19 protein-coding genes are annotated in these 17,084 nt (G+C 71.7%); 4 read left to right on the top strand and 15 right to left on the bottom strand.

Annotated elements, in window-relative coordinates; translation table 11 throughout:
* Positions 1 to 5: 5 nt before the first annotated feature.
* A complete protein-coding gene (locus ACFVQZ_RS15450; RefSeq protein ID WP_383622589.1) occupies positions 6 to 200 on the bottom strand; it encodes a hypothetical protein in 195 nt (64 codons plus the stop codon).
* Positions 197 to 496: a helix-turn-helix domain-containing protein gene (locus ACFVQZ_RS15445; protein WP_383622586.1), complete on the bottom strand. Its 300-nt coding sequence runs from the start codon at positions 494 to 496 to the stop codon at positions 197 to 199. The genes ACFVQZ_RS15450 and ACFVQZ_RS15445 overlap by 4 nt, the downstream gene beginning before the upstream one ends.
* Positions 497 to 814: 318 nt before the next feature.
* On the opposite strand from ACFVQZ_RS15445, the gene ACFVQZ_RS15440 reads away from it, so the two are divergent.
* A complete protein-coding gene (locus ACFVQZ_RS15440) occupies positions 815 to 1,216 on the top strand; it encodes a helix-turn-helix domain-containing protein (RefSeq protein WP_383622583.1) in 402 nt (133 codons plus the stop codon).
* Here ACFVQZ_RS15440 and ACFVQZ_RS15435 read toward each other — a convergent pair.
* The gene (locus ACFVQZ_RS15435; RefSeq protein ID WP_383622580.1) at positions 1,213 to 2,184 is read right to left on the bottom strand and encodes a LuxR C-terminal-related transcriptional regulator; all 972 of its coding nucleotides are present in this window, start codon (positions 2,182 to 2,184) and stop codon (positions 1,213 to 1,215) included. The two genes, ACFVQZ_RS15440 and ACFVQZ_RS15435, sit on opposite strands and share 4 nt — an antisense overlap.
* A 174-nt stretch (positions 2,185 to 2,358) precedes the next feature.
* Between ACFVQZ_RS15435 and ACFVQZ_RS15430 the strand changes: the two genes are divergently transcribed.
* Complete coding sequence (locus tag ACFVQZ_RS15430; RefSeq protein WP_383622577.1) at positions 2,359 to 2,574, top strand: hypothetical protein; 216 nt, start codon at positions 2,359 to 2,361, stop codon at positions 2,572 to 2,574.
* Positions 2,575 to 2,665: 91 nt separating this feature from the next.
* Complete coding sequence (locus ACFVQZ_RS15425; RefSeq protein WP_383622574.1) at positions 2,666 to 2,899, top strand: hypothetical protein; 234 nt, start codon at positions 2,666 to 2,668, stop codon at positions 2,897 to 2,899.
* Positions 2,900 to 2,956: 57 nt separating this feature from the next.
* On the opposite strand, the gene ACFVQZ_RS15420 is transcribed toward ACFVQZ_RS15425, so the two are convergent.
* The 5 genes from ACFVQZ_RS15420 to ACFVQZ_RS15400 all read right to left on the bottom strand — a co-directional run bounded on the left by ACFVQZ_RS15420 (position 2,957) and on the right by ACFVQZ_RS15400 (position 8,959).
* A complete protein-coding gene (locus tag ACFVQZ_RS15420; RefSeq protein ID WP_383622571.1) occupies positions 2,957 to 4,600 on the bottom strand; it encodes a recombinase family protein in 1,644 nt (547 codons plus the stop codon).
* 280 nt (positions 4,601 to 4,880) lie between these two features.
* On the bottom strand, positions 4,881 to 5,360 hold the full coding sequence (locus ACFVQZ_RS15415; protein ID WP_030496123.1) for a MarR family transcriptional regulator: 480 nt from the start codon (positions 5,358 to 5,360) through the stop codon (positions 4,881 to 4,883).
* Positions 5,361 to 5,476: 116 nt separating this feature from the next.
* Positions 5,477 to 7,186, bottom strand: a complete 1,710-nt coding sequence (locus ACFVQZ_RS15410) for an FG-GAP repeat domain-containing protein (protein ID WP_383622567.1) — start codon at positions 7,184 to 7,186, stop codon at positions 5,477 to 5,479.
* Positions 7,187 to 7,445: 259 nt separating this feature from the next.
* Complete coding sequence (locus tag ACFVQZ_RS15405; RefSeq protein WP_383622564.1) at positions 7,446 to 8,501, bottom strand: NAD(P)-dependent alcohol dehydrogenase; 1,056 nt, start codon at positions 8,499 to 8,501, stop codon at positions 7,446 to 7,448.
* 5 nt (positions 8,502 to 8,506) lie between these two features.
* The gene (locus ACFVQZ_RS15400) at positions 8,507 to 8,959 is read right to left on the bottom strand and encodes a hypothetical protein (RefSeq protein WP_383622561.1); all 453 of its coding nucleotides are present in this window, start codon (positions 8,957 to 8,959) and stop codon (positions 8,507 to 8,509) included.
* Positions 8,960 to 9,124: 165 nt separating this feature from the next.
* On the opposite strand from ACFVQZ_RS15400, the gene ACFVQZ_RS15395 reads away from it, so the two are divergent.
* Positions 9,125 to 9,955: a helix-turn-helix domain-containing protein gene (locus ACFVQZ_RS15395; RefSeq protein ID WP_383622986.1), complete on the top strand. Its 831-nt coding sequence runs from the start codon at positions 9,125 to 9,127 to the stop codon at positions 9,953 to 9,955.
* Between the two features lie 10 nt (positions 9,956 to 9,965).
* Here ACFVQZ_RS15395 and ACFVQZ_RS15390 read toward each other — a convergent pair whose 3' ends face one another.
* The 7 genes from ACFVQZ_RS15390 to ACFVQZ_RS15360 all read right to left on the bottom strand — a co-directional run bounded on the left by ACFVQZ_RS15390 (position 9,966) and on the right by ACFVQZ_RS15360 (position 16,955).
* Positions 9,966 to 10,697: an SDR family NAD(P)-dependent oxidoreductase gene (locus tag ACFVQZ_RS15390; protein ID WP_383622558.1), complete on the bottom strand. Its 732-nt coding sequence runs from the start codon at positions 10,695 to 10,697 to the stop codon at positions 9,966 to 9,968.
* Positions 10,694 to 11,683, bottom strand: coding sequence for a fumarylacetoacetate hydrolase family protein (locus tag ACFVQZ_RS15385; RefSeq protein ID WP_383622555.1), 990 nt, complete (start codon positions 11,681 to 11,683; stop codon positions 10,694 to 10,696). The genes ACFVQZ_RS15390 and ACFVQZ_RS15385 overlap by 4 nt, the downstream gene beginning before the upstream one ends.
* A gap of 123 nt (positions 11,684 to 11,806) precedes the next feature.
* Positions 11,807 to 12,748, bottom strand: a complete 942-nt coding sequence (locus ACFVQZ_RS15380) for a VOC family protein (protein WP_383622552.1) — start codon at positions 12,746 to 12,748, stop codon at positions 11,807 to 11,809.
* Positions 12,745 to 13,782 carry an amidohydrolase family protein gene (locus ACFVQZ_RS15375; RefSeq protein ID WP_383622983.1) on the bottom strand — a complete coding sequence of 346 codons (1,038 nt, stop codon included), beginning with the start codon at positions 13,780 to 13,782 and terminating at the stop codon, positions 12,745 to 12,747. The genes ACFVQZ_RS15380 and ACFVQZ_RS15375 overlap by 4 nt, the downstream gene beginning before the upstream one ends.
* 38 nt (positions 13,783 to 13,820) lie before the next feature.
* Entirely contained in the window at positions 13,821 to 14,954 is a 1,134-nt protein-coding gene (locus tag ACFVQZ_RS15370; protein WP_383622549.1) for an FAD-dependent oxidoreductase, read from the bottom strand.
* Positions 14,955 to 14,997: 43 nt separating this feature from the next.
* The gene (locus ACFVQZ_RS15365; protein WP_383622546.1) at positions 14,998 to 15,972 is read right to left on the bottom strand and encodes a cyclase family protein; all 975 of its coding nucleotides are present in this window, start codon (positions 15,970 to 15,972) and stop codon (positions 14,998 to 15,000) included.
* Positions 15,951 to 16,955, bottom strand: coding sequence for a fumarylacetoacetate hydrolase family protein (locus ACFVQZ_RS15360; RefSeq protein ID WP_030496133.1), 1,005 nt, complete (start codon positions 16,953 to 16,955; stop codon positions 15,951 to 15,953). Before ACFVQZ_RS15360 ends, ACFVQZ_RS15365 begins: the two co-directional genes overlap by 22 nt.
* Positions 16,956 to 17,084 lie beyond the last annotated feature (129 nt).

The raw sequence follows: 17,084 nt of genomic DNA, 5'->3' as shown, positions 1-17,084 counted from the left end.
GTTTCTCAGGCCGCGCGGGCGGCGGGCGCCGGGACGGCCGCGGGGACCTCGCCGGCGGGCCGGGTGAAGATCCGGCGGAGGACGGCGATCAGCTCAGGCGACGGCGGCGGGGCGGCGGCGACTTCAGCCTTGATGTGCGCGACGACGTCGTCGCCGAGGATCTGCCGGTACCGCTCGCGCATCTCGTCGGCGCGGCTCACGCGGCGACCAAAGCGGGGACCACGGCGGTGGCCGGCTGCATCTCGGCAGCGCGCTCTACGGGCTCCCACAGGATCAGAAGGTCGACGCCGATCGTGGCGGCGATCGCCTGGGCGGTTTCCGCAGCGACCGACTCCTGGTCGCCCGTCAGCACGTTTCCGATGGTCGTGTGGGGGATGCCGACGATCTCGCCGAGGTCGCGGAGGGTCAGCCTGGCGCCGGTCCCGGTGCGCTTCATGAGCGAGCGGACCAGCTCAGGGTCGACGGCCAGGCGGTACCTCGGCAGGGGGAAGGACATGTTCACCTCGCAGCAGGCAGGCATATCCGGAACTTCAGAGCTCCAGTTTGGCGCTTCTGTGCGCCAACGAGATGAGCATGGCACGTCATGGACAGCTTGTCCATCCTGTGCGCCATCGTGGCGCTTCTGTGCGCCATCGGGTCGAGGTGGTCCCTGGAAACGCCAACCCCTACTGGCGGGAGCGGGCAATTCCGTGGACACTTTGTCCACGACAGAACTCATCCGGCGGGGTCGACCTGGGCATATGCGTCCGGCACCCCGCCGGACTCATGGACACCCGCGTCCCTAGACCGCGCCAGGAGTGGCAGGATGATCACTATGACCGAGGATCAGAGCGCGCTCAGGACCCTGTCCGAAGTCGTACGCGATCGCCGCCACGAGCTGGGGCTCAGTACCCGCACGCTGGCTGAACGCTGCGTTGTCGACACGGAGGCGGGTACCACCCTCAGCCGGCATTACATCGAGCGCCTGGAGAAGGACGTACCCACCCTGACCCCGCCGCGGGTGCCCGAACTCAAGGCGCTCGCCATGGGCCTCGAACTGCCCCTGCGGGTCATCCAGGATGCCGCCGGCTTCCAGTTCCACGGAGTCACGACCCGGCGCGAGTCCACGGCAGCCTTCCTCATTCCGGAGCTGGAGGAAGTGGACCCCGAGCAGCAGGAGCAGATCGTGGCCATGCTGAGGGCGTTCGTGGCGGCCAACCCGAAGAAGAAGCGCTAGCGCTTCCCGCCCTTCGCTGCTGCCAACTGTTGGCCCCACCAGACCGCGAGTTGGAGCGTGGTGGTCACCCCTGCTCGCTCGCGCATGGTGCTGACGGCCGTTGCGACCGTGCGGGGGCTCACGCCCAGCCGCTTGCCGATCTGGTTCAGCTCGAACCCTTCCGCCATCAGGGCGAGGATCTGCCGCTGCCGCTCCGTGAGCCAACCGGTGGGCTGGGGGGTGGAGTCGCCGCCCCAGGGTTCCGCCCGCATCCAGTCGGTGAGATACGCCTCTCGCATGTACGTCACGGCGGCGAGGTCTCGGACGTGCCACCCGGAGAGGTCGCCCTCGTCTTCGCTGGCGACGTTGCGGATGAACGCTTCTCGGCTGTCGATGATGATGATCTGCGAGAAGGGACCGTGCAAGACCCTGATCTCCCCGCCGTGCTCCTGGATGGCGCGTGTGTAGTCCTTGACGTTCGGGTTCTCCCGCGTGCTCGCGTGGTAGAGGACCCGCATCGTGACGCCCCGCAGCAGCAGGCCGACGTCTCGGTCCATCACGTCCTCGATGATCCTGCGTCGGCGGTAACCGGGCTGGGCGGTGAGTACCTCGTTCTTGGCGCGGGAGACGGATTCCGCAATCCGTGCGTTCACCAGGTCAGGGGTGGGCAGGAACTCGCTGCCGGGGCCGCCCCAGAATCGGGCCTGGTCGTGCTGGCTGGTGAGGCGCTCCAAGGCTGTGATGCTGGCCATTCGGCGTGCCGTGCGGTGGAGGGCGGCCTGCTCGGTGGCCATGAGGTGCCGGATGGCGATCTGGCCATCCAGTGCGGTGTAACGGCCGGGGCGGACCGGGTTCGGTGAGATGAGTCCGAGATTGAGGAGTTCCCGCAGGCCGGGGGCATCGTCGGGGACTTGACGTTCTTCGATGACCAGGCGGTATGTCTCGTCGGCGCCTTCCGGGAGGTCGTAGTCCGTGTTCTCGCTGGTCATTGCGCATCCTCCTCGGGCGTGACTCCGCCCACATCTTTGCACATACCAGAAGCTGCGCATATCTGCACAGGCATATGCCTTGCGGGTAACCCTGTGAATCAGGGAGCGTACATGCAGTAAGCCGTGCTCGTACAAAGAATCGAGCACGGGTGCTCACGGATCGAAGGAAGCACCATGCGGAACAAGACCCGCGCGGCCCTCGCCGCAGCAGCCCTGGCCGTCGCCACCCTGGCCGGCGCCGCCACCATCACCACCGCCTCCACGGCCGCCGCCGACACCGGCTGGGGCCGCCCCGCCCCCGAGCCGACCGAAACCACCCCCACCCCCACCCCCACCCCCACGCCGACCGCCACCACCCCGGTCACCACGAACGACACCGGCTGGGGCTAACCGGCCCCAGGCCGCCCGAGCCGACCGCGCGGCCCCACACGCACCACCGCACCACGTTCCAGAAGAACCGCAACCACGTCAGGGGGGCCGAGTGAACGGCGTCACCACGCCGCAGCAGGCGAGCGTACGAGTCGAGCTGGAGGAACTGCCGGGAGGCGTGGGACTCGCCGCGGCCGTAGGGGAAGGCGGCCTCCTCACCCTGCTGCTCAACCCTCAAGCCACCCCCGAGAGGATCCGCGACGATCTCGCAGGTGTCCTCGGCCACCTCACCGGCTCCGGCCTCCTCGGCTGGACCAGCGGACCTCAGCAACTCGGCCTTCCCTGACGGCCCTTCAGGCCCTGCCCGAGGGGCGCGTAGCCCACCACGTGCGTCGCGCGCCCCTCAGTGCTTTTCGGACGCCTTCCGGTAGCGAGTCGCCGCCGTCGTCAACGCCACCACAGCAGCCTCCTGCTGCTGACGCGCGTACTCCTTCAGCGAGATGGGCCTCTCGATAAACCCCGGCTGGCCGGCGAACGACAACGTGATCCGTCCCGGTTCGATCTTCTGGACCCCCCGGACCGATGCCTTGAAGAGGCGCACGGTGACGATCTTCCTGAGCACCTCCCGCTTCTGCTCCAGCGACAACCCGGGCTTTCCATCCCCATCACCGAACCACGTGACCCACGGGTCCGACCCCAGGATCAGCTCTTGGAGAGTCTGAGGAACCCCCGCAGTAAGGTCCTTCACCTGCTGCTCGACCTGCTTCATCTTCGGCACCAGCGTCCGCTCCAACTGAGCCAGAGCCATGGCAGACAGGAAGAAGTCGCCGGTCTCCTCGTCGAACTTCGTGGCCAGCTCTCGGGCTTCGTGCAACTGAGCGCGCATCTTCTCCAGGCGGGCACGGGCCTCCTCCGCTTCGGCCGCCCGTCCGTCGTCCTCCGGGAAGAAGGCGGCCCGCGCGGCGGGCGAAGACAGCCACTCCAACACGGCGGTCTCGACGTACGCCTCCAGCCGTTCCTTGCGAAGGGCCGTGTCACTCTTGACGGAGCACACCGCGAAGATCTTGTCCGCGTAGCGCTTCCCCATGACCAGTAGCGCGTGGTCCCCGCACTCCCCGCAAAGGGCGATCCGCGAGAGAAGGTGGCGCACTTTCGAGTCCTGGCCGTGCCACCGTGACGGATCCTCCAGCCTCTGCTTCACCCGGTAGAACAGGGCCTCCCCCTCCGGGCCTTCGAGGATCGCCGGCCACTGCGCATCCCTGATGATCTCGCCCTTGAACGTCCGCTTCCCCAAGTACGCAGGGTTGAGAAGCATGGCGCGCACGTGGTGGGCCTTCCACGGGATGCCGTTGGCGCGTGCGGCCTCATCGCCCAGCTCCCGCAGCCACTTGGCCACGGAGTGCAGAGTCTTGCCGGAGTCCAGGTCCACCCACGCCTGGCGTGCCAGCGGAGCGTGAACGGGGTGCAGGAACTGGCCAATGAGGGCACCGGTGTTCTCGTCGTACTTCCGCTGGTAGCCCCAGAGCAGCTTGCCGTTCGGCTTCCCCTGCTCGGCGAGTCGGCGCCCGGTTCGCACGTTGCGCTCCTGCATGCTGTCGGCTTCCGCCTCTGCCGCGAGAGCGTCTTGGGCCGTCAACTTGCGGTCAACCGGCTTGCTCAGGTCGTAGACGGTCTCGTTGTAGCAGAGGAGAACGTTCGCCTGCTGGCACGCCTTGCGGAGGCGAACGTACTGCTCAAGGTCCCGGTAGTACCGACTGGCCTCGAAGGCCACGACGATCCGGCCGCGCTGCTCCTGGATGGCCTCGATCAGGGCGTCGAAGTCCTTCCGTGCCTTCTTGCCGTGTCGGCTGGCAGACACGCCGGCATCCTGGAAGGTGTCGACGACAGGCCAACCGTGCTTTGCGCACAGCACCTCTCCGTCGTGGAGTTGGTCGGCGACGGAGGAGCCCTCACCGGTGTGGTCGACCGAGTTTCGCCCGTACAGGAGGGCCGGGAAGGGCGCCAACTCGGGGTAGACGAGGTGCAGGTACTCAGGGGAGACAGGCATGGTCGCACTGTATCCACAGCATTTACCTCTAGTCTCTATTACCGACGGCGACCAGGGTCAGCCACGGGTTGGCGCGCCGCCCGCCGGGCGGGGCGGCGGCGGAGGCCGGGGCGGCCGGCGTCGACGCCGGGGAGGAGAGGATGTCGGAGGGCATGACTGTGCCTTGGTGTCCTTCGTACGTCATGAGGAAAGCGCGGACCGGCAGCGCCAGGTCCGCGGAAACGCGAAACGCGAAACGCCAAACGAGATGAAGAGAAATAGGGAGGAGAGGTGTCCGTGCTCAGTGAGCGGCGGGGCGGTGCAGGCTCTCGTTGAGCGACACGAGCGCGCCCAGAGCGGAGCCGAGGGCGTCGAGTTCGCCCTCGGTCAGGGTGCGCAGGGCCCGTGCCACGTGGGCGCCCATGAGCCGGTTGACCTCGGCGAGCTCCCGGCGGGAGGTGGCCGTGAGGTGCAGGTGCGCGACGCGCTTGTCGGCGGGGTCCTGCCGGCGCTCCAGCAGGCCCTGATCGGTCAGCTGCCGTACCACCGCGCTGACGTTGTTCGGCTTCATGAGCAGCGCCTCGGCGCTCTCGCGCACGGTGACGCCGTCGTGGTCGTGGACGTGCCGCAGCAGCGCGAGCTGTGCCTCGGTGGGCTTGGGGTACGGAAGCGGCTCCTGGTCCAGGTGCCGCTCGAAGGCCCGGGCCAGCGCCGGCAGGCACGCCACGAGGCCGGCGGCCAGGTGGTCGGTGTTCCGCGGGGGCGGGCTGAGGTCGGGCATGCCGCCATCTTAGGTATGTCGAGATAGGTATGTCAAGATAAGGAATAACGCGCGACGCCCCGCACCGGAACTCCGGTGCGGGGCGCCCCTCAGCCCGCCGCCGTCGGCGGCGTCGCTCAGTACAGGTTGCCGTACGTCTGGAAGCCGTAGCCGATCTTCACGCGGGCGCTCACGGCCGCGTCGGTGCCCGTGCCCAGGTAGCGGTACAGGTCCCCCGACGCGGTCGCGCCGAGCAGGTCGGCCCGCCCGTCGCCGCTGATGTCGCCCGGCGCCACCAGCTTCGCGTACGCGCCCCAGCCGCCGCCGATCAGCAGCCGGCCCGCGAACGGGGCCTTGGCGGAGCCCGTACCCCGGTACAGGTACAGGTTGCCCGAGTCGTCGCGGGCCACGACGTCCGTACGGCCGTCGCCGGTGTGGTCGCCCGCGCCCAGGATCTGGTTGTACGCGTTCCACCCGGAGCCGACCCGGACGCGGGAGGCGAAGCCCGTACCGGCGCCGTTGCCCTGGTACAGGTACAGGACACCCGACCTGTCCCGCGCGAGCAGGTCCGACTTGCCGTCGCCGGACAGGTCGCCCGGGCCGACGAGCCGGTTGTAGACCCCCCAGCCACCGCCGAAGACGTGCTTGTTGGAGGTGTTGTACAGGTACCCGTCGCGGACGAACAGCAGGTCCGGGATCGTGTTGCCGTCCAGCGCGTAGGCCAGCGTGACGTCCGCGCCCGCCCAGCCGCCGTCGGAGCTCAGCTGCTCACGGGGAGCGAGCTTGCCGTTGTTCAGACCGCGGTGCCAGAACAGGGTCCCGGCCTTGTCCCGCGCCATGAACAGCGTCCTGCCGAGGGACGGGACGTTGCCCGCCCCGCCGAACTGGTCCACCTTGTTCCAGGCGGTGCCGGTCTGCGCCCGCGCCGTGAACGTCCCGTTGCCGCGCCCGTAGTACGCCCACAGGGTGCCGTTCAGGTCGCGCGCGAACACGTCGGCGCGGCCGTCGAGGTTGCGGTCGTCGACGGCGACGATCTGGTTGTAGACCTGCCACCCGGTGGCGAGCGCCTTCCGCGGCTTGAACGGCGCCGACTTGTCGCCGGTGCTGCCGTAGAAGTACACCTGGCCCGCCGGCGTACGGGCCAGCAGGTCGCCCTTGCCGTCGCCGTCGTTGTCGCCGAGACCCACGACCTGGTCGTAGTCGTCCCAGCCCGGGCCCACCTTCACACGCCCGGCGAAGGGCGCCGACAGCGTCCCGGTCGCCCGGTAGAAGTACAGGTCGCCGTTGTGCTGCCGGGCCATGACGTCCGCCCGGCCGTCGCCGTCGACGTCGCCGGGCGAGAACACCTTGTTGTAGACGTTCCAGCCGTACCCGGTCCACCGCAGCGCGCCCCAGGTGGTCGAGGCGTCCGCGTACAGCCGGAGCGCACCGGTCGCGGACACCGACAGCAGCTCGGGCGAGCCCGAGCCGTTCTGGTCGCCGATCGGCACGAGGTCGAAGTCGGTGCTCGTGCCGTCGGTCACGAACTCGACGTGCGCCCCGCCCGAGGACGGCGCCACGAACGTGAAGCCGTTCCGCGTGCGGTGGACCAGGTCGGTCTTGCCGTCACCGGTCACGTCGAAGCGCGGCTTGCCCGCGGCCGTGGCCGCGGCGGTACGAGCCGTGCCGCCGCCCGGCGCCGGCTCGTCGAGCGCCGGCACCGCCGAGGTCTCGGTCAGCGGCCGCCGCAGATCGGGCAGCGGAACGGAGTCGGCGACGGCCGGCGACGCCAGCAGCATGCCGGAGGAGACGGCGAGCGCGGTGCAGGTGGTGACACGCCGAGCACGCCGGGAAAAAGCGGAACCCAAAAGATCCCCCCCCTGGGGAACGTGGACGAGGACCGGAAAGAGGGGTCGGCGACACCCCGCACGGCCGCCGGACGACGGGCCCGTGCGGGCGGCGAACACCCCCCCCCGGATGTGTAGGCGGAGTGTACGCACAAGAACGATCACCCGCACAGGCGCCTCTCTCAGTCCGTCACCTCGGCCGCCTGCCTCACCCTCCGGCTCACCTCCACCTCACGTTCCACCTCCACCTCACCTTCCACCTCGCCTCCCGGCTCCCCGTCTACCTCACCTTGATGATCACCTTGCCGAACGGGCGGGCCGAGGCGTAGTACGCGTACGCCGCCGCCGCCTCCTCGAACGGGAACACCCGGTCGACGACCGGCCGGAGCCGATGCGCCGCGATCGCGTCGTTCATGGCGACGAACTGGGCGCGGCTGCCGACGGCCAGGGCGCGGACCGTCGCCGCCACGCCGAACAGCACGCGCGGGTCGATCGGCGGCCAGTCGCCGGAGACCGATCCGACGAAGGCGAGGTGGCCGTCGACGGCGACCGAGCGCAGCGACTGCTCCAGCGTGCCGGCGGTGTCGACGACGCGGTCGACGCCGCGCCCGCCGGTCAGCTCGCGGACGACCCCGGACCAGTCCGGGGTCTCGCGGTAGTTGACGACGTGGTCCGCCCCCAGGGCCCGCAGCCGCCGCTCCTTCTCCGCGCGGCCCGTCGTGGCGATCACGCGGGCGCCCAGGAGTCTCGCGAACTGGATCGTGAACAGCGAGACGCCGCCGGAGCCGGTGGCCAGGACGGTCTGGCCGGGCCGGATGCCGCGGCCGTCGCCGGTCAGGGCGTTCCAGGCGGTGACGGCGGCGCAGGGGAGCGTCGCCGCCTCGGCGTAGGAGAGGTGGTCGGGGACGTGCACGAGCGCGTCCTCGGGGAGGACCGCCAGCTCGGTCAGCATGCCGTCGAGCGAACCGCCCAGCTGCGGCAGGTACGCCGGCTCCAGCGGCCCGTCCAGCCAGTGCGGGAACACTCCGGCGGTGACACGGTCACCCGGGCGCACCCGCCGGACCCCCGGCCCGACGGCGACGACCTCGCCGGCACCGTCCGAGACCGGGACGACATCCGGCTTCACGGGCAGCACGTACGCGTCCCGCAGCACCAGGAGCTCGCGGAAGCTGAGCGAGGCGGCGTGGACCGCCACCGCGACCTCTCCGCGCCCGGGCGTGCGCGGTTCGTGGGTACGCAGCGACAGGCGGGCGACGGCGGTACGGGGGCCGGCGCCGACACCCGCGCCGGCGGCGGCGCCGAGCACGTACCCGCGCACCTTCGGGGGAAGCGTCATCGCCCTCAGCCCTCGATGAACTGGTAGTCGCTCACGATGCGGCCGTCGGGGCCGAGCACCAGGACCTCCAGCCCGACGCCGACGGCCTCCCCGCCGTCCCTCGGCACCATCTCCCAGCGGAACTTGACGACGTCGTGGAGCCGGTCGACGTCACCCCGCGACCGGAAGACGAACGTGCCCGGCGCGACGAACTCCTCGTAGGCGCGCGTCACCCGGAAGTCCAGGGCCTCGTGCCCGCGCGCCTCCAGGACGAGACGGCGGAAGCCCAGCCCCTCCGCGTTCGCCCGCATCTCCTGGGGCGGCTGCAGCACGTGGAGGGCGTCGGGGGACCACAGGCCGCGGACCGCGGCGCGGCGGCGCTCCGCATCGGGTTCGTTCCACACGGCGACGTACCGGTCGGTGAGCTGCTGGACGGCGAAGGTGCTGTCGAAGGTGGTGCTGATATCGACGTCGGTCATGGTCGGGTCGGGTCCCCTCGGTCGTGACGGTCGGCTTGCGGCGACGACCGTGCCGCCACCGGCCGCCGCCCGGCAATTCCCCACAGGGAATCGCGGAACGGCGGCCGGCCGGGATACACCAGGGGCGTGAGCAGCGAATCGACCCGAGGCGGCCTCGCCGCAGCGATGCGCGAGTGGCGCGCCCGGCGGCGCGTGAGCCAGCTGGAACTGGCCACCCGAGCCGGCACCACCCAGCGGCACATCAGCTTCATCGAGAGCGGCCGGTCGACCCCCGGCCGGTCCATGATCATCCGGCTGGCCGAGTCCCTGGAGGTGCCGATCCGGGAGCGCAACGCCCTGCTCCTGGCGGCCGGCTTCGCCCCCGTCTACCCGCGGACCCCCCTCGACGATCCCCGGCTCGAACCCGTCCGCACCGCCCTCGACCGCATCCTGCACGGCCATCTGCCGTACCCGGCGGTGGTCGTGGACCGTCACGGCGACCTGGTCTCCGCCAACACCGCCTTCCACGTCCTCACCGCCGACGTGGCCCCGCACCTGCTCGCACCACCGGTGAGCGTTCCCCGGGTCCTGCTCCACCCGCAGGGCCTCGCCCCGCGCATCGTCAACCTCGACGAATGGGCGTGGCACATCATCGACCGCCTCCAGGCGGAGAGCGTACGCAACCCGGACGACCGGCTCCGGGGCCTCGCCGCCGACCTGACCGCCCTGGCGCCCCCGCGTCCGCGCGAGTCGCCGCACCACCTCGGCTTCGCCGTCCCCCTGCGCCTCCGGGCACCCGGTCCGGAGGACGACAGGGAGCTGACGCTCATCACCACGCTCACCCACTTCGGCACCGCGATCGACGTGACCGTCGCCGAACTGAGGCTCGAAGCGTTCCTCCCGGCCGACCAGGCGACCAGCACCCTGCTGGCGGAACTCCTCGCGGCGAACCCAGGGCGCGGAGGCGTTCGGCGGGGGAGCCCTGCGGGAGGAGCGCGACCGTCGGCTCCCCGCTGAGGTACGGGCGTCACGGCATCGCGTCCGAGACGGACTTGACGCCGCCGTGCGCGGTGAGACCGCCGTCGACCGGGATGTCCGCGCCGGTGAGGAACGACGAGCCGTCGGAGAGGAGGAAGACCACCAGCGGGGTCACCTCTTCGACCGTGCCCACCCGGCCCAGGGGCGTCTCACGGAGGTTCGCCTCGCGGAAGGCGGGCGCTGCCGAGGCCGTCATCTCCGTCTCGATGAACCCGGGGTGGATCGTGTTGACCCGGATCCCGCGCGGCCCGAGCTCCAGGGCCGCGGTCCTCGACAGCCCCCGCAGGGCCCACTTGCTCGTCGTGTACGCCACCGGGTAGTGGGCGGTCAGCGCGGCGGAGGAGCCGACGTTCACCACGGACGAGCCCGGCGGCATCAGGGGCGCCAGGTGCTGGATGCCCAGGAGCGGACCGTGCACGTTGACGGCGTGGACGCGACTCATGTCCTCGGCGGTGACCTCGGTCAGCCGGGCCCGCCAGGTGATGCCGGCGTTGTTGACCAGGCCGTGGACGACCCCGTAGGTGCCGCGCAGATGGTCGGCCAGGTTCGTCCAGTCGTCGGCCAGGGTGACGTCGAGCCGGCGGACGCCTTCTCCGCTGTTCACGTCCGTGGCGATGACCGTCGCGCCCTCGCGTTCCAGCGCCGCCACCTCGGCCGCCCCCTGGCCGCGCGCCGCGCCCGTCACGACGACGACCTTCCCCGCGAGCAGCCCGCCGCTCACGGCCGCTCCCGGTCGCGGCGCCGTCCCCTGGGCAGCGGGACCGGCTCCGCTCCGGGGACGATCCGGCTGGTGAGGGTCCCGATGCCGGCCACGGTGAGCGTGACGGTGTCGCCCGGCGTCAGCGGTGGCGGGACCCGCTCGCCGGAGCGGCCCCACAGCTCGGCGAGGCAGCCGCCGTTGCCGCAGGTGCCGGAGCCCAGGACGTCGCCGGCGACGATCCGGGTGCCGCGCGAGGCGTAGGCGGCCATCTCCTCGAACGTCCAGCTCATGTGGGACAGCAAGTCGCTGCCGACGCGCTCGCCGTTGACCTCGGCGGTGAGGCCCAGGCGCAGGAAGCCGTCGGCGTCGCGGTACGGCTCCAGCTCGTCGGCGGTCACCAGGTACGGCCCGAGCGTGGTCGCGGTGTCCTTGCCCTTGCACGGGCCGAGTCCGACCCTCATCTCGGCGGACTGCAGGTCCCGCGCCGACCAGTCGTTGAAGACCGTGTAGCCGACGATGTGGTCCCGGGCCCGCTCCGGGGTGAGGTCGCGGCCCTCGCGGCCGATGACGGCGGCCACTTCGAGCTCGAAGTCGAGCACCGACGACCCGGGCGGCACGGGCACGTCGTCGTGCGGCCCGAAGATCGCGTGCGGGTTGGTGAAGTAGAACGTGGGCGCCTCGTACCACTGCTCGGGCACCCCGGCGGCGCCGTCCACGGAGCGCCGCACGCCCTCCACGTGCTCCTCGAAGGTGACGAAGTCCCTGACGGAGGCGGGCCGCAGCGGCGGGAGCAGCCGGACCTCGGAGACGTGCGGCCCGGGCGGCCCGTCCAGGGCGGCCGCCCCGGCGGCGAGCAGGCCGGGCAGGCCGCCGGCGGCGCGGATCAGCTCGGTGAGCCCGGTGACCCCGGGCAGCGGGAACAGGGTGCCGTCGTCGTCGACGACGGCGACGCGGCTCAGGTGCGGGTGCGGGTTCTGGTTCCGGTCGGTGAATGAGGCGAAGCGCATGGTGCGGCGGCTCCCTGGTGGAGGACGGGGGAGTGAGGGGTACGGGGCCGGGGCCGGGAGCGCGGCGGCGCGGGTCAGGGCGGGACACCGCCGGCGCGCTCCCGGGGACGGGGCGGCCGGGGCCTAGACCGGCGGGGCGACGAAGCAGCCGCGGTCGGGGTCGTTGAACGACTCCTTGGCGACGAACTCGTTCATCGGGTTGGCGGTGCCCCACTGGTCGGTGACCTCGGGCCGCGAGAAGTCGTAGACGTGGGGGTGCCAGGTGTCCTCGTCGAGGTTCTCCAGCTCGGTGGTGTACTCGACGGTGTTGCCGTGCGGGTCGAGGAAGTACGTGAAGGTGTTGTCGCCGGCCATGTGCCGGCCCGGCCCCCAGATCTTCGTGTGGCCGGCCCGCAGGACCCGGCCCGTGCCGCGCATGTACTCGTCGATGCCGCGCATCTCGAAGGAGATGTGGTGCAGCGAGGTGTGCGGGCCCTTCGCCAGCGCCATCGAGTGGTGCTGGCTGCTGATCCGCATGAAGTGCATGACGTCGCCCATGCGCGGCGAGCTGAGCGTGTCGGACAGGCGGAAGCCGAGATGCCGCTCGTACCACTCCCGAGTGCGGTCCAGATCGGGGGAGTTGAGAACGACGTGCGACAGCTTGACCGGGATCGACTCCTTCTCCTCGATCTGCCGGTGCTCGCGCACCGCCACGTCGGCGGAGACCTCGATCGTGCGGCCGTCGACGTCGAAGAACCGGAAGCCGTAGCCGCCACCGGGGGTGTCGACGGTGCCGGGCCGCGAGATCAGCTGGACGCCGCCGGCGAGCAGGTGCTCGGCGAGCGTGTCGACGTCGGCCGGGGTCGCGGCGCCGTACGAGACGAGATCGAGGCGCTTCTCGTCGGCCTTGCGCAGCCGGACGACGTACTGTTCGGGGCTGCCCTCGGCGGCGAGGAAGGAGATGCCGGAGTCCTCGGCGACCTTGGTCAGGCCCCAGACGCCGGCGTAGAAGTCGAGCTGCTTGTCGTAGTCGGGCACGGCGAGGTCGACGTGCCGCAGGTGGGTGAGCAGGCGGGGAGCACTCATGACGGATGCCTCCTCAGGCGGGGGGAGAGGGGGAGCAGCGCGGCGGCGTTCGCACCGCGCACGGCGTGGAAGTCGGCCTCGGGCAGGCCCGCCGCGCGCAGCGCGCCGACGGGGTCGTCGGAGCCCATGTCGAAGGGGAAGTCGGAGCCGAGCAGCACCCGGTCGGGGCCCGCCGCCTCCACCAGCGCCCGCAGCACGGCCGGGTCGTGGACGAGGGAGTCGAAGTACAGACGCTTCAGGTAGCTGCTGGGGAGCTCGGCGCAGCCGGCGGACGCGTCGGTCCGGGCCCGCCAGGCGTGGTCGCTGCGCCCGATGTGGGTGGGCAGGTAGCCGCCGCCGTGGGCCGCGACGACCGTCAGGCCGGGGTGCCGGTCGAGGACGCCGGAGAAGATCAGGTGCGAGAGGGCGACGGCGTTCTCGGTGGGCTGGCCGACGGTGTTGGACAGGTACCAGCGGTCCAGGCGCGCGTCGAGCGTGCAGCCGAACGGGTGCAGGAACACGATCGCCCCCGTCTCCTCGGCGCGCGCCCACAGCGGCTCGTACGCCGGATCGGACAGCTCGCGGCCGGGTGCGTGACTGGAGATCTCCACCCCGGCGAGCCCCAGTTCCAGGGCGTGGTCCAGGGCGGCGACGGTCTGCTCCGGGTGCTGGAGCGGGGCGAGTCCCAGCCCCCGCAGCCGGCTCGGCGCCGCGGCACAGTGCGCGGCGGTCGCCTCGTGGGCCAGCCGCCAGACCTTCTCGGCCGTCTCGGCGTCCGCCCAGGAGTGGTAGTGGGAAGGGGACGGGCTGACGAGCTGCACGTCGACGCCCTGGGCGTCCATCCGGGCGAGCCGGACGGCGGGGTCGGTCAGCGCCGGGATCCGGTCGCGGACCATGGGACCGTTGACGGCGAGCGCGTCGGGCCCGTTGCGGCGGGCGTCGAGCGCCTTTGCCTCGGCGTGCCCGGGCAGGCCGGCGACGAGCGCGTCGACCTCGGGCAGCAGGACGTGGGCGTGGACGTCCACGGTGGGCGCGGTCCCGGGCTGTGCGGTCAGCGGCGTGGTCTCGGGCTGCGAGGTCGCGGGCTGTGGGGTCACGGCAGCTCCCGCAGCATCGTCATCGTGCGGGCCATCAGGCCGGGCACGTCCGCGTCCCGGACGCCGTCGAGCTGCCACCGCCCGATCTGCACGGACGCCTCGACCACCGGCCGGACGCGCGCGATCCGGCGCTCGTAGTACGCCTGGAACAGCGCGTCGTCCCACGCGTCGGCTTCGGTGAGCATCCGTACGAGGACCCAGGCGTCCTCCAGGGACAGCGCGGCGCCCTGGGCGAGCGTCGGCGGGCAGCAGTGCGCGGCGTCTCCGACGAGGACGACCCGGCCCCGGTGCCAGGACCCCTCGACGAGCAGCCGGTCGAACCACGTGTAGTTGACCTTCGCCGGATCGGTGAGCGTCGCGGTGATCTCGGGCCACGCGCCTCCGTAGGCCGAGGCGAGCCGGACCATCTCCGCGGCGTACGACGCGGGCGGGAGGGACGCGCGGTCGCGGTTCTCCTCCACCACGTACGCGTACAGGGTGCTGTCGCCGGTCGGGCAGTACCCGGCGATGAACGCCGGGCCGCCGTAGGCGAGATCGGTGCGCCGGACCGCTTCGGGACGCGGCGCCTCGGCCCGCCAGATGGCCATGCCGGTCGGTTCGGGCCTGTCGGTGATCCCGATCTGCGCGCGGGTGGCGGAGCCCAGTCCGTCGGCGGCGATCACCAGGTCGTAGCGGTGCTCGCCGCCGTCACTGAGCCGGACCGAGACGCCGTCGGCGTCCTGGTCCAGGATCGTGGCGGTCGTGCCCAGGCGGACCGTGGCGCCGCCGGCGCGCACGGCGTCGATGAGGATCTGCTGGAGGCGGGGGCGCCGCATGCCGACGGTGGCGGGCAGGTCGTCGCCGCCGGTGCGCAGGTCGCGCTGGACGTGCAGGACGGTGCCGTCGGGCGCGGTGATGCCGACGGACCCGAAGGTGAAGCCGGACGCCTTCACCTCGTCCCAGACGCCGAGTTCGCGCAGGACGCGCAGGGCGTTGCCCTGGAGGGTGATGCCGGAGCCGGCGGTGGCGTTCCAGTCGTCCTTCGCCTCGACGAGGTCGACGTCGATCCCGGCGCGGCGCAGCAGGATCGTCGCGGCGCTGCCGGCCGCGCCGCCGCCGACGACCAGGACTCTGCGGGGTGTGCTGCTCATAGAGGGAACTCCCTTGTTCCTCGGACTGGTGGGGACCCGGGGGCTACTTGACGGCGACCGGGTTGACGGGGGACCCGACGGCGCCGGTGATGGGCAGGGGCGCGGCGGTGAGCCAGAACGCGTACGCGCCGTCGGCGGCGCAGTCCTCCGCCAGGGCCTCGAAGTCCCACATCTCGCCGATCAGCAGGCCGATGTGCGGGATGACGACCTGGTGCAGCGGCTGGAAGGCGTGGTCGAACTCGTTGGGCCGCACCTCGAAGCCCCAGGTGTCGGTCGCGATCGCGGCGATCTCGCTGCGGTGCAGCCAGGACGCGGTGGTGAACGACAGTCCGGGCGCGGGCCCGCCGGCGTAGTCGCCCCACCCGTCCCGCCGCACGCGGGCGAGCTGCCCGGTCCGTACGAGGACGATGTCCCCGCGCCCGACCGTGACCCCGTGCGCCTCGGCCGTCGCCGTCAGGTGCTCCTCGGTGATCGCGAACCCGTCCGGCAGCTCGCCGTCGTCGCCCACGACGCGTCCGACGTCGAGGAGCACGGCGCGGCCGGCGACGTGCGGGGCCAGGTGCTCGATGCCGGTGACGAGGTCGCCGTCCGAGGTGACGACCCGCTCGGCCGGCCGGCCGTTCCACGCCTTGCCGTGGTCGAAGATGTGGCCGAGCCCGTCCCACTGGGTGGAGCACTGCAGCGGCATCGCGATCACGTCGTCGGCGCCGCCGATGCCGTGCGGGAAGCCCTGGTTGCCGAGCGCGGCGTCCGTGCCGGTGTCCAGCATCGTGTGGACGGGGTTGGTGCGCCGCCGCCAGCCCTTCTGCGGGCCGTTCATGTCGAAGCGCTGCGACAGCGAGAACGCGGCCCCGCGCCGGACGAGCGCGGCGCCTTCGCGCCGCTTGCCCTCGTCGAGGAAGTTGACGGTGCCGAGCCGGTCGTCGTCGCCCCAGCGGCCCCAGTTGGAGCACGCTTCGGCGGCCCGGGCGATGGAGCCCTCGGGATCGGCGGGGTTCACGGCGCCTCCGCGACACATCGGGTGCGCTGCGTGCCCAGGCCGGTGATGGTGGATTCCATGACGTCGCCGTCGCGCAGCAGCCGGCCCCAGTGCATGCCGTTGCCGGCCGGCGAGCCGGTGAGCACGAGGTCGCCGGGCAGGAGCCGTGCGCTCTGGGAGGCGTACGCGACCATGCGGGCGACGCCGAAGATCATGTCCTCGGTGGACTCGTCCTGCATGACCTCGCCGTTGAGCTTCAGCGTCAGCCGCAGGGCGCCGGTGTCGGCGACGGACTCGGCCGGCACGATCCACGGGCCGAGCGGGGTGAAGCCGGGGGCGTTCTTGCTGCGCAGCCAGTCGGTGCCGATCTGCGGCATGTCGCGGCGGAACACCGTGGCCCGGTCGGTCAGGTCGTTGGCGATCGTGTACCCCGCGACGTACTCCAGGGCCTCCTCCGGCGCGACCCGGTACGCGGGCCGGCCGATCACCGCCGCCAGCTCCAGCTCCCAGTCCGGCTTCTCCGCCCATGCCGGCAGCGTCACGTCGTCGTACGGGCCGGTGAGGGCGCTCGGCAGGCCGATGAACACGTACGGAAGGTCCTCGGCGGCCCGCCGGTCCATGATCGCGGCGGCCTCCGCGCGCCGCTCCTCCTCGGGGCGCTCGTCGCCCGGGGCGCGGTGCGCGACGTGCAGGTCGATGACGTGCTGCCGATAGTTGGCGCCCGACTGGAACACCTGCCGCGGCTCCACCGGCGCGAGCACCCGGAACTCGGCCAGCGGACGCGGGGCGGTGGTCGCGCCTTCGCCTTCCGCCAACACGCTCAACTGCGGCAGGAGTTCAGGCCACCGCTCCAGCACGCCCCGCATCGTCAGCGCCGGGACGCCGAGCGCCACCCGCAGGTCGTGGACCCGCTCCCGACGATCGACGAGGGCGGGGAACGGAGCGCCGTCGGGCGCCGAGAGGGTACCGAGCGCGAAAGGTCCGGAGAAGGGTCCGGAAAGGGGTTCAGGTTTCACCGACATGTCCTCCTGATTGCGGTGCGACTAATCTGGACCCGCGTCACGCGATCAGGGAAATAGATTCCGTGGATGCGTGTCATCCGCGCCATGAATAATCACTGCTCGGCCCCCGCAGAAGGACTCGGTGCACCC

Source organism: Streptomyces sp. NPDC057854, assembly GCF_042797055.1.
GTDB lineage: Bacteria > Actinomycetota > Actinomycetes > Streptomycetales > Streptomycetaceae > Streptomyces.
This window is presented reverse-complemented; position numbering and strand designations above follow the sequence as displayed.

Excerpts from the sequence above, each read along its gene's own strand:
- ACFVQZ_RS15415 (WP_030496123.1), bottom strand. The coding sequence starts at position 5,360 with ATGCCCGACCTCAGCCCGCCCCCGCGGAACACCGACCACCTGGCCGCC.
- ACFVQZ_RS15360 (WP_030496133.1), bottom strand. The coding sequence starts at position 16,955 with ATGTCGGTGAAACCTGAACCCCTTTCCGGACCCTTCTCCGGACCTTTC.
- ACFVQZ_RS15380 (WP_383622552.1), bottom strand. The coding sequence starts at position 12,748 with ATGAGTGCTCCCCGCCTGCTCACCCACCTGCGGCACGTCGACCTCGCC.
- ACFVQZ_RS15435 (WP_383622580.1), bottom strand. The coding sequence starts at position 2,184 with ATGACCAGCGAGAACACGGACTACGACCTCCCGGAAGGCGCCGACGAG.
- ACFVQZ_RS15430 (WP_383622577.1), top strand. The coding sequence starts at position 2,359 with ATGCGGAACAAGACCCGCGCGGCCCTCGCCGCAGCAGCCCTGGCCGTC.
- ACFVQZ_RS15400 (WP_383622561.1), bottom strand. The coding sequence starts at position 8,959 with ATGACCGACGTCGATATCAGCACCACCTTCGACAGCACCTTCGCCGTC.
- ACFVQZ_RS15365 (WP_383622546.1), bottom strand. The coding sequence starts at position 15,972 with ATGTGTCGCGGAGGCGCCGTGAACCCCGCCGATCCCGAGGGCTCCATC.
- ACFVQZ_RS15385 (WP_383622555.1), bottom strand. The coding sequence starts at position 11,683 with ATGCGCTTCGCCTCATTCACCGACCGGAACCAGAACCCGCACCCGCAC.
- ACFVQZ_RS15370 (WP_383622549.1), bottom strand. The coding sequence starts at position 14,954 with ATGAGCAGCACACCCCGCAGAGTCCTGGTCGTCGGCGGCGGCGCGGCC.
- ACFVQZ_RS15420 (WP_383622571.1), bottom strand. The coding sequence starts at position 4,600 with ATGCCTGTCTCCCCTGAGTACCTGCACCTCGTCTACCCCGAGTTGGCG.
- ACFVQZ_RS15440 (WP_383622583.1), top strand. The coding sequence starts at position 815 with ATGACCGAGGATCAGAGCGCGCTCAGGACCCTGTCCGAAGTCGTACGC.
- ACFVQZ_RS15445 (WP_383622586.1), bottom strand. The coding sequence starts at position 496 with ATGTCCTTCCCCCTGCCGAGGTACCGCCTGGCCGTCGACCCTGAGCTG.
- ACFVQZ_RS15395 (WP_383622986.1), top strand. The coding sequence starts at position 9,125 with ATGCGCGAGTGGCGCGCCCGGCGGCGCGTGAGCCAGCTGGAACTGGCC.
- ACFVQZ_RS15405 (WP_383622564.1), bottom strand. The coding sequence starts at position 8,501 with ATGACGCTTCCCCCGAAGGTGCGCGGGTACGTGCTCGGCGCCGCCGCC.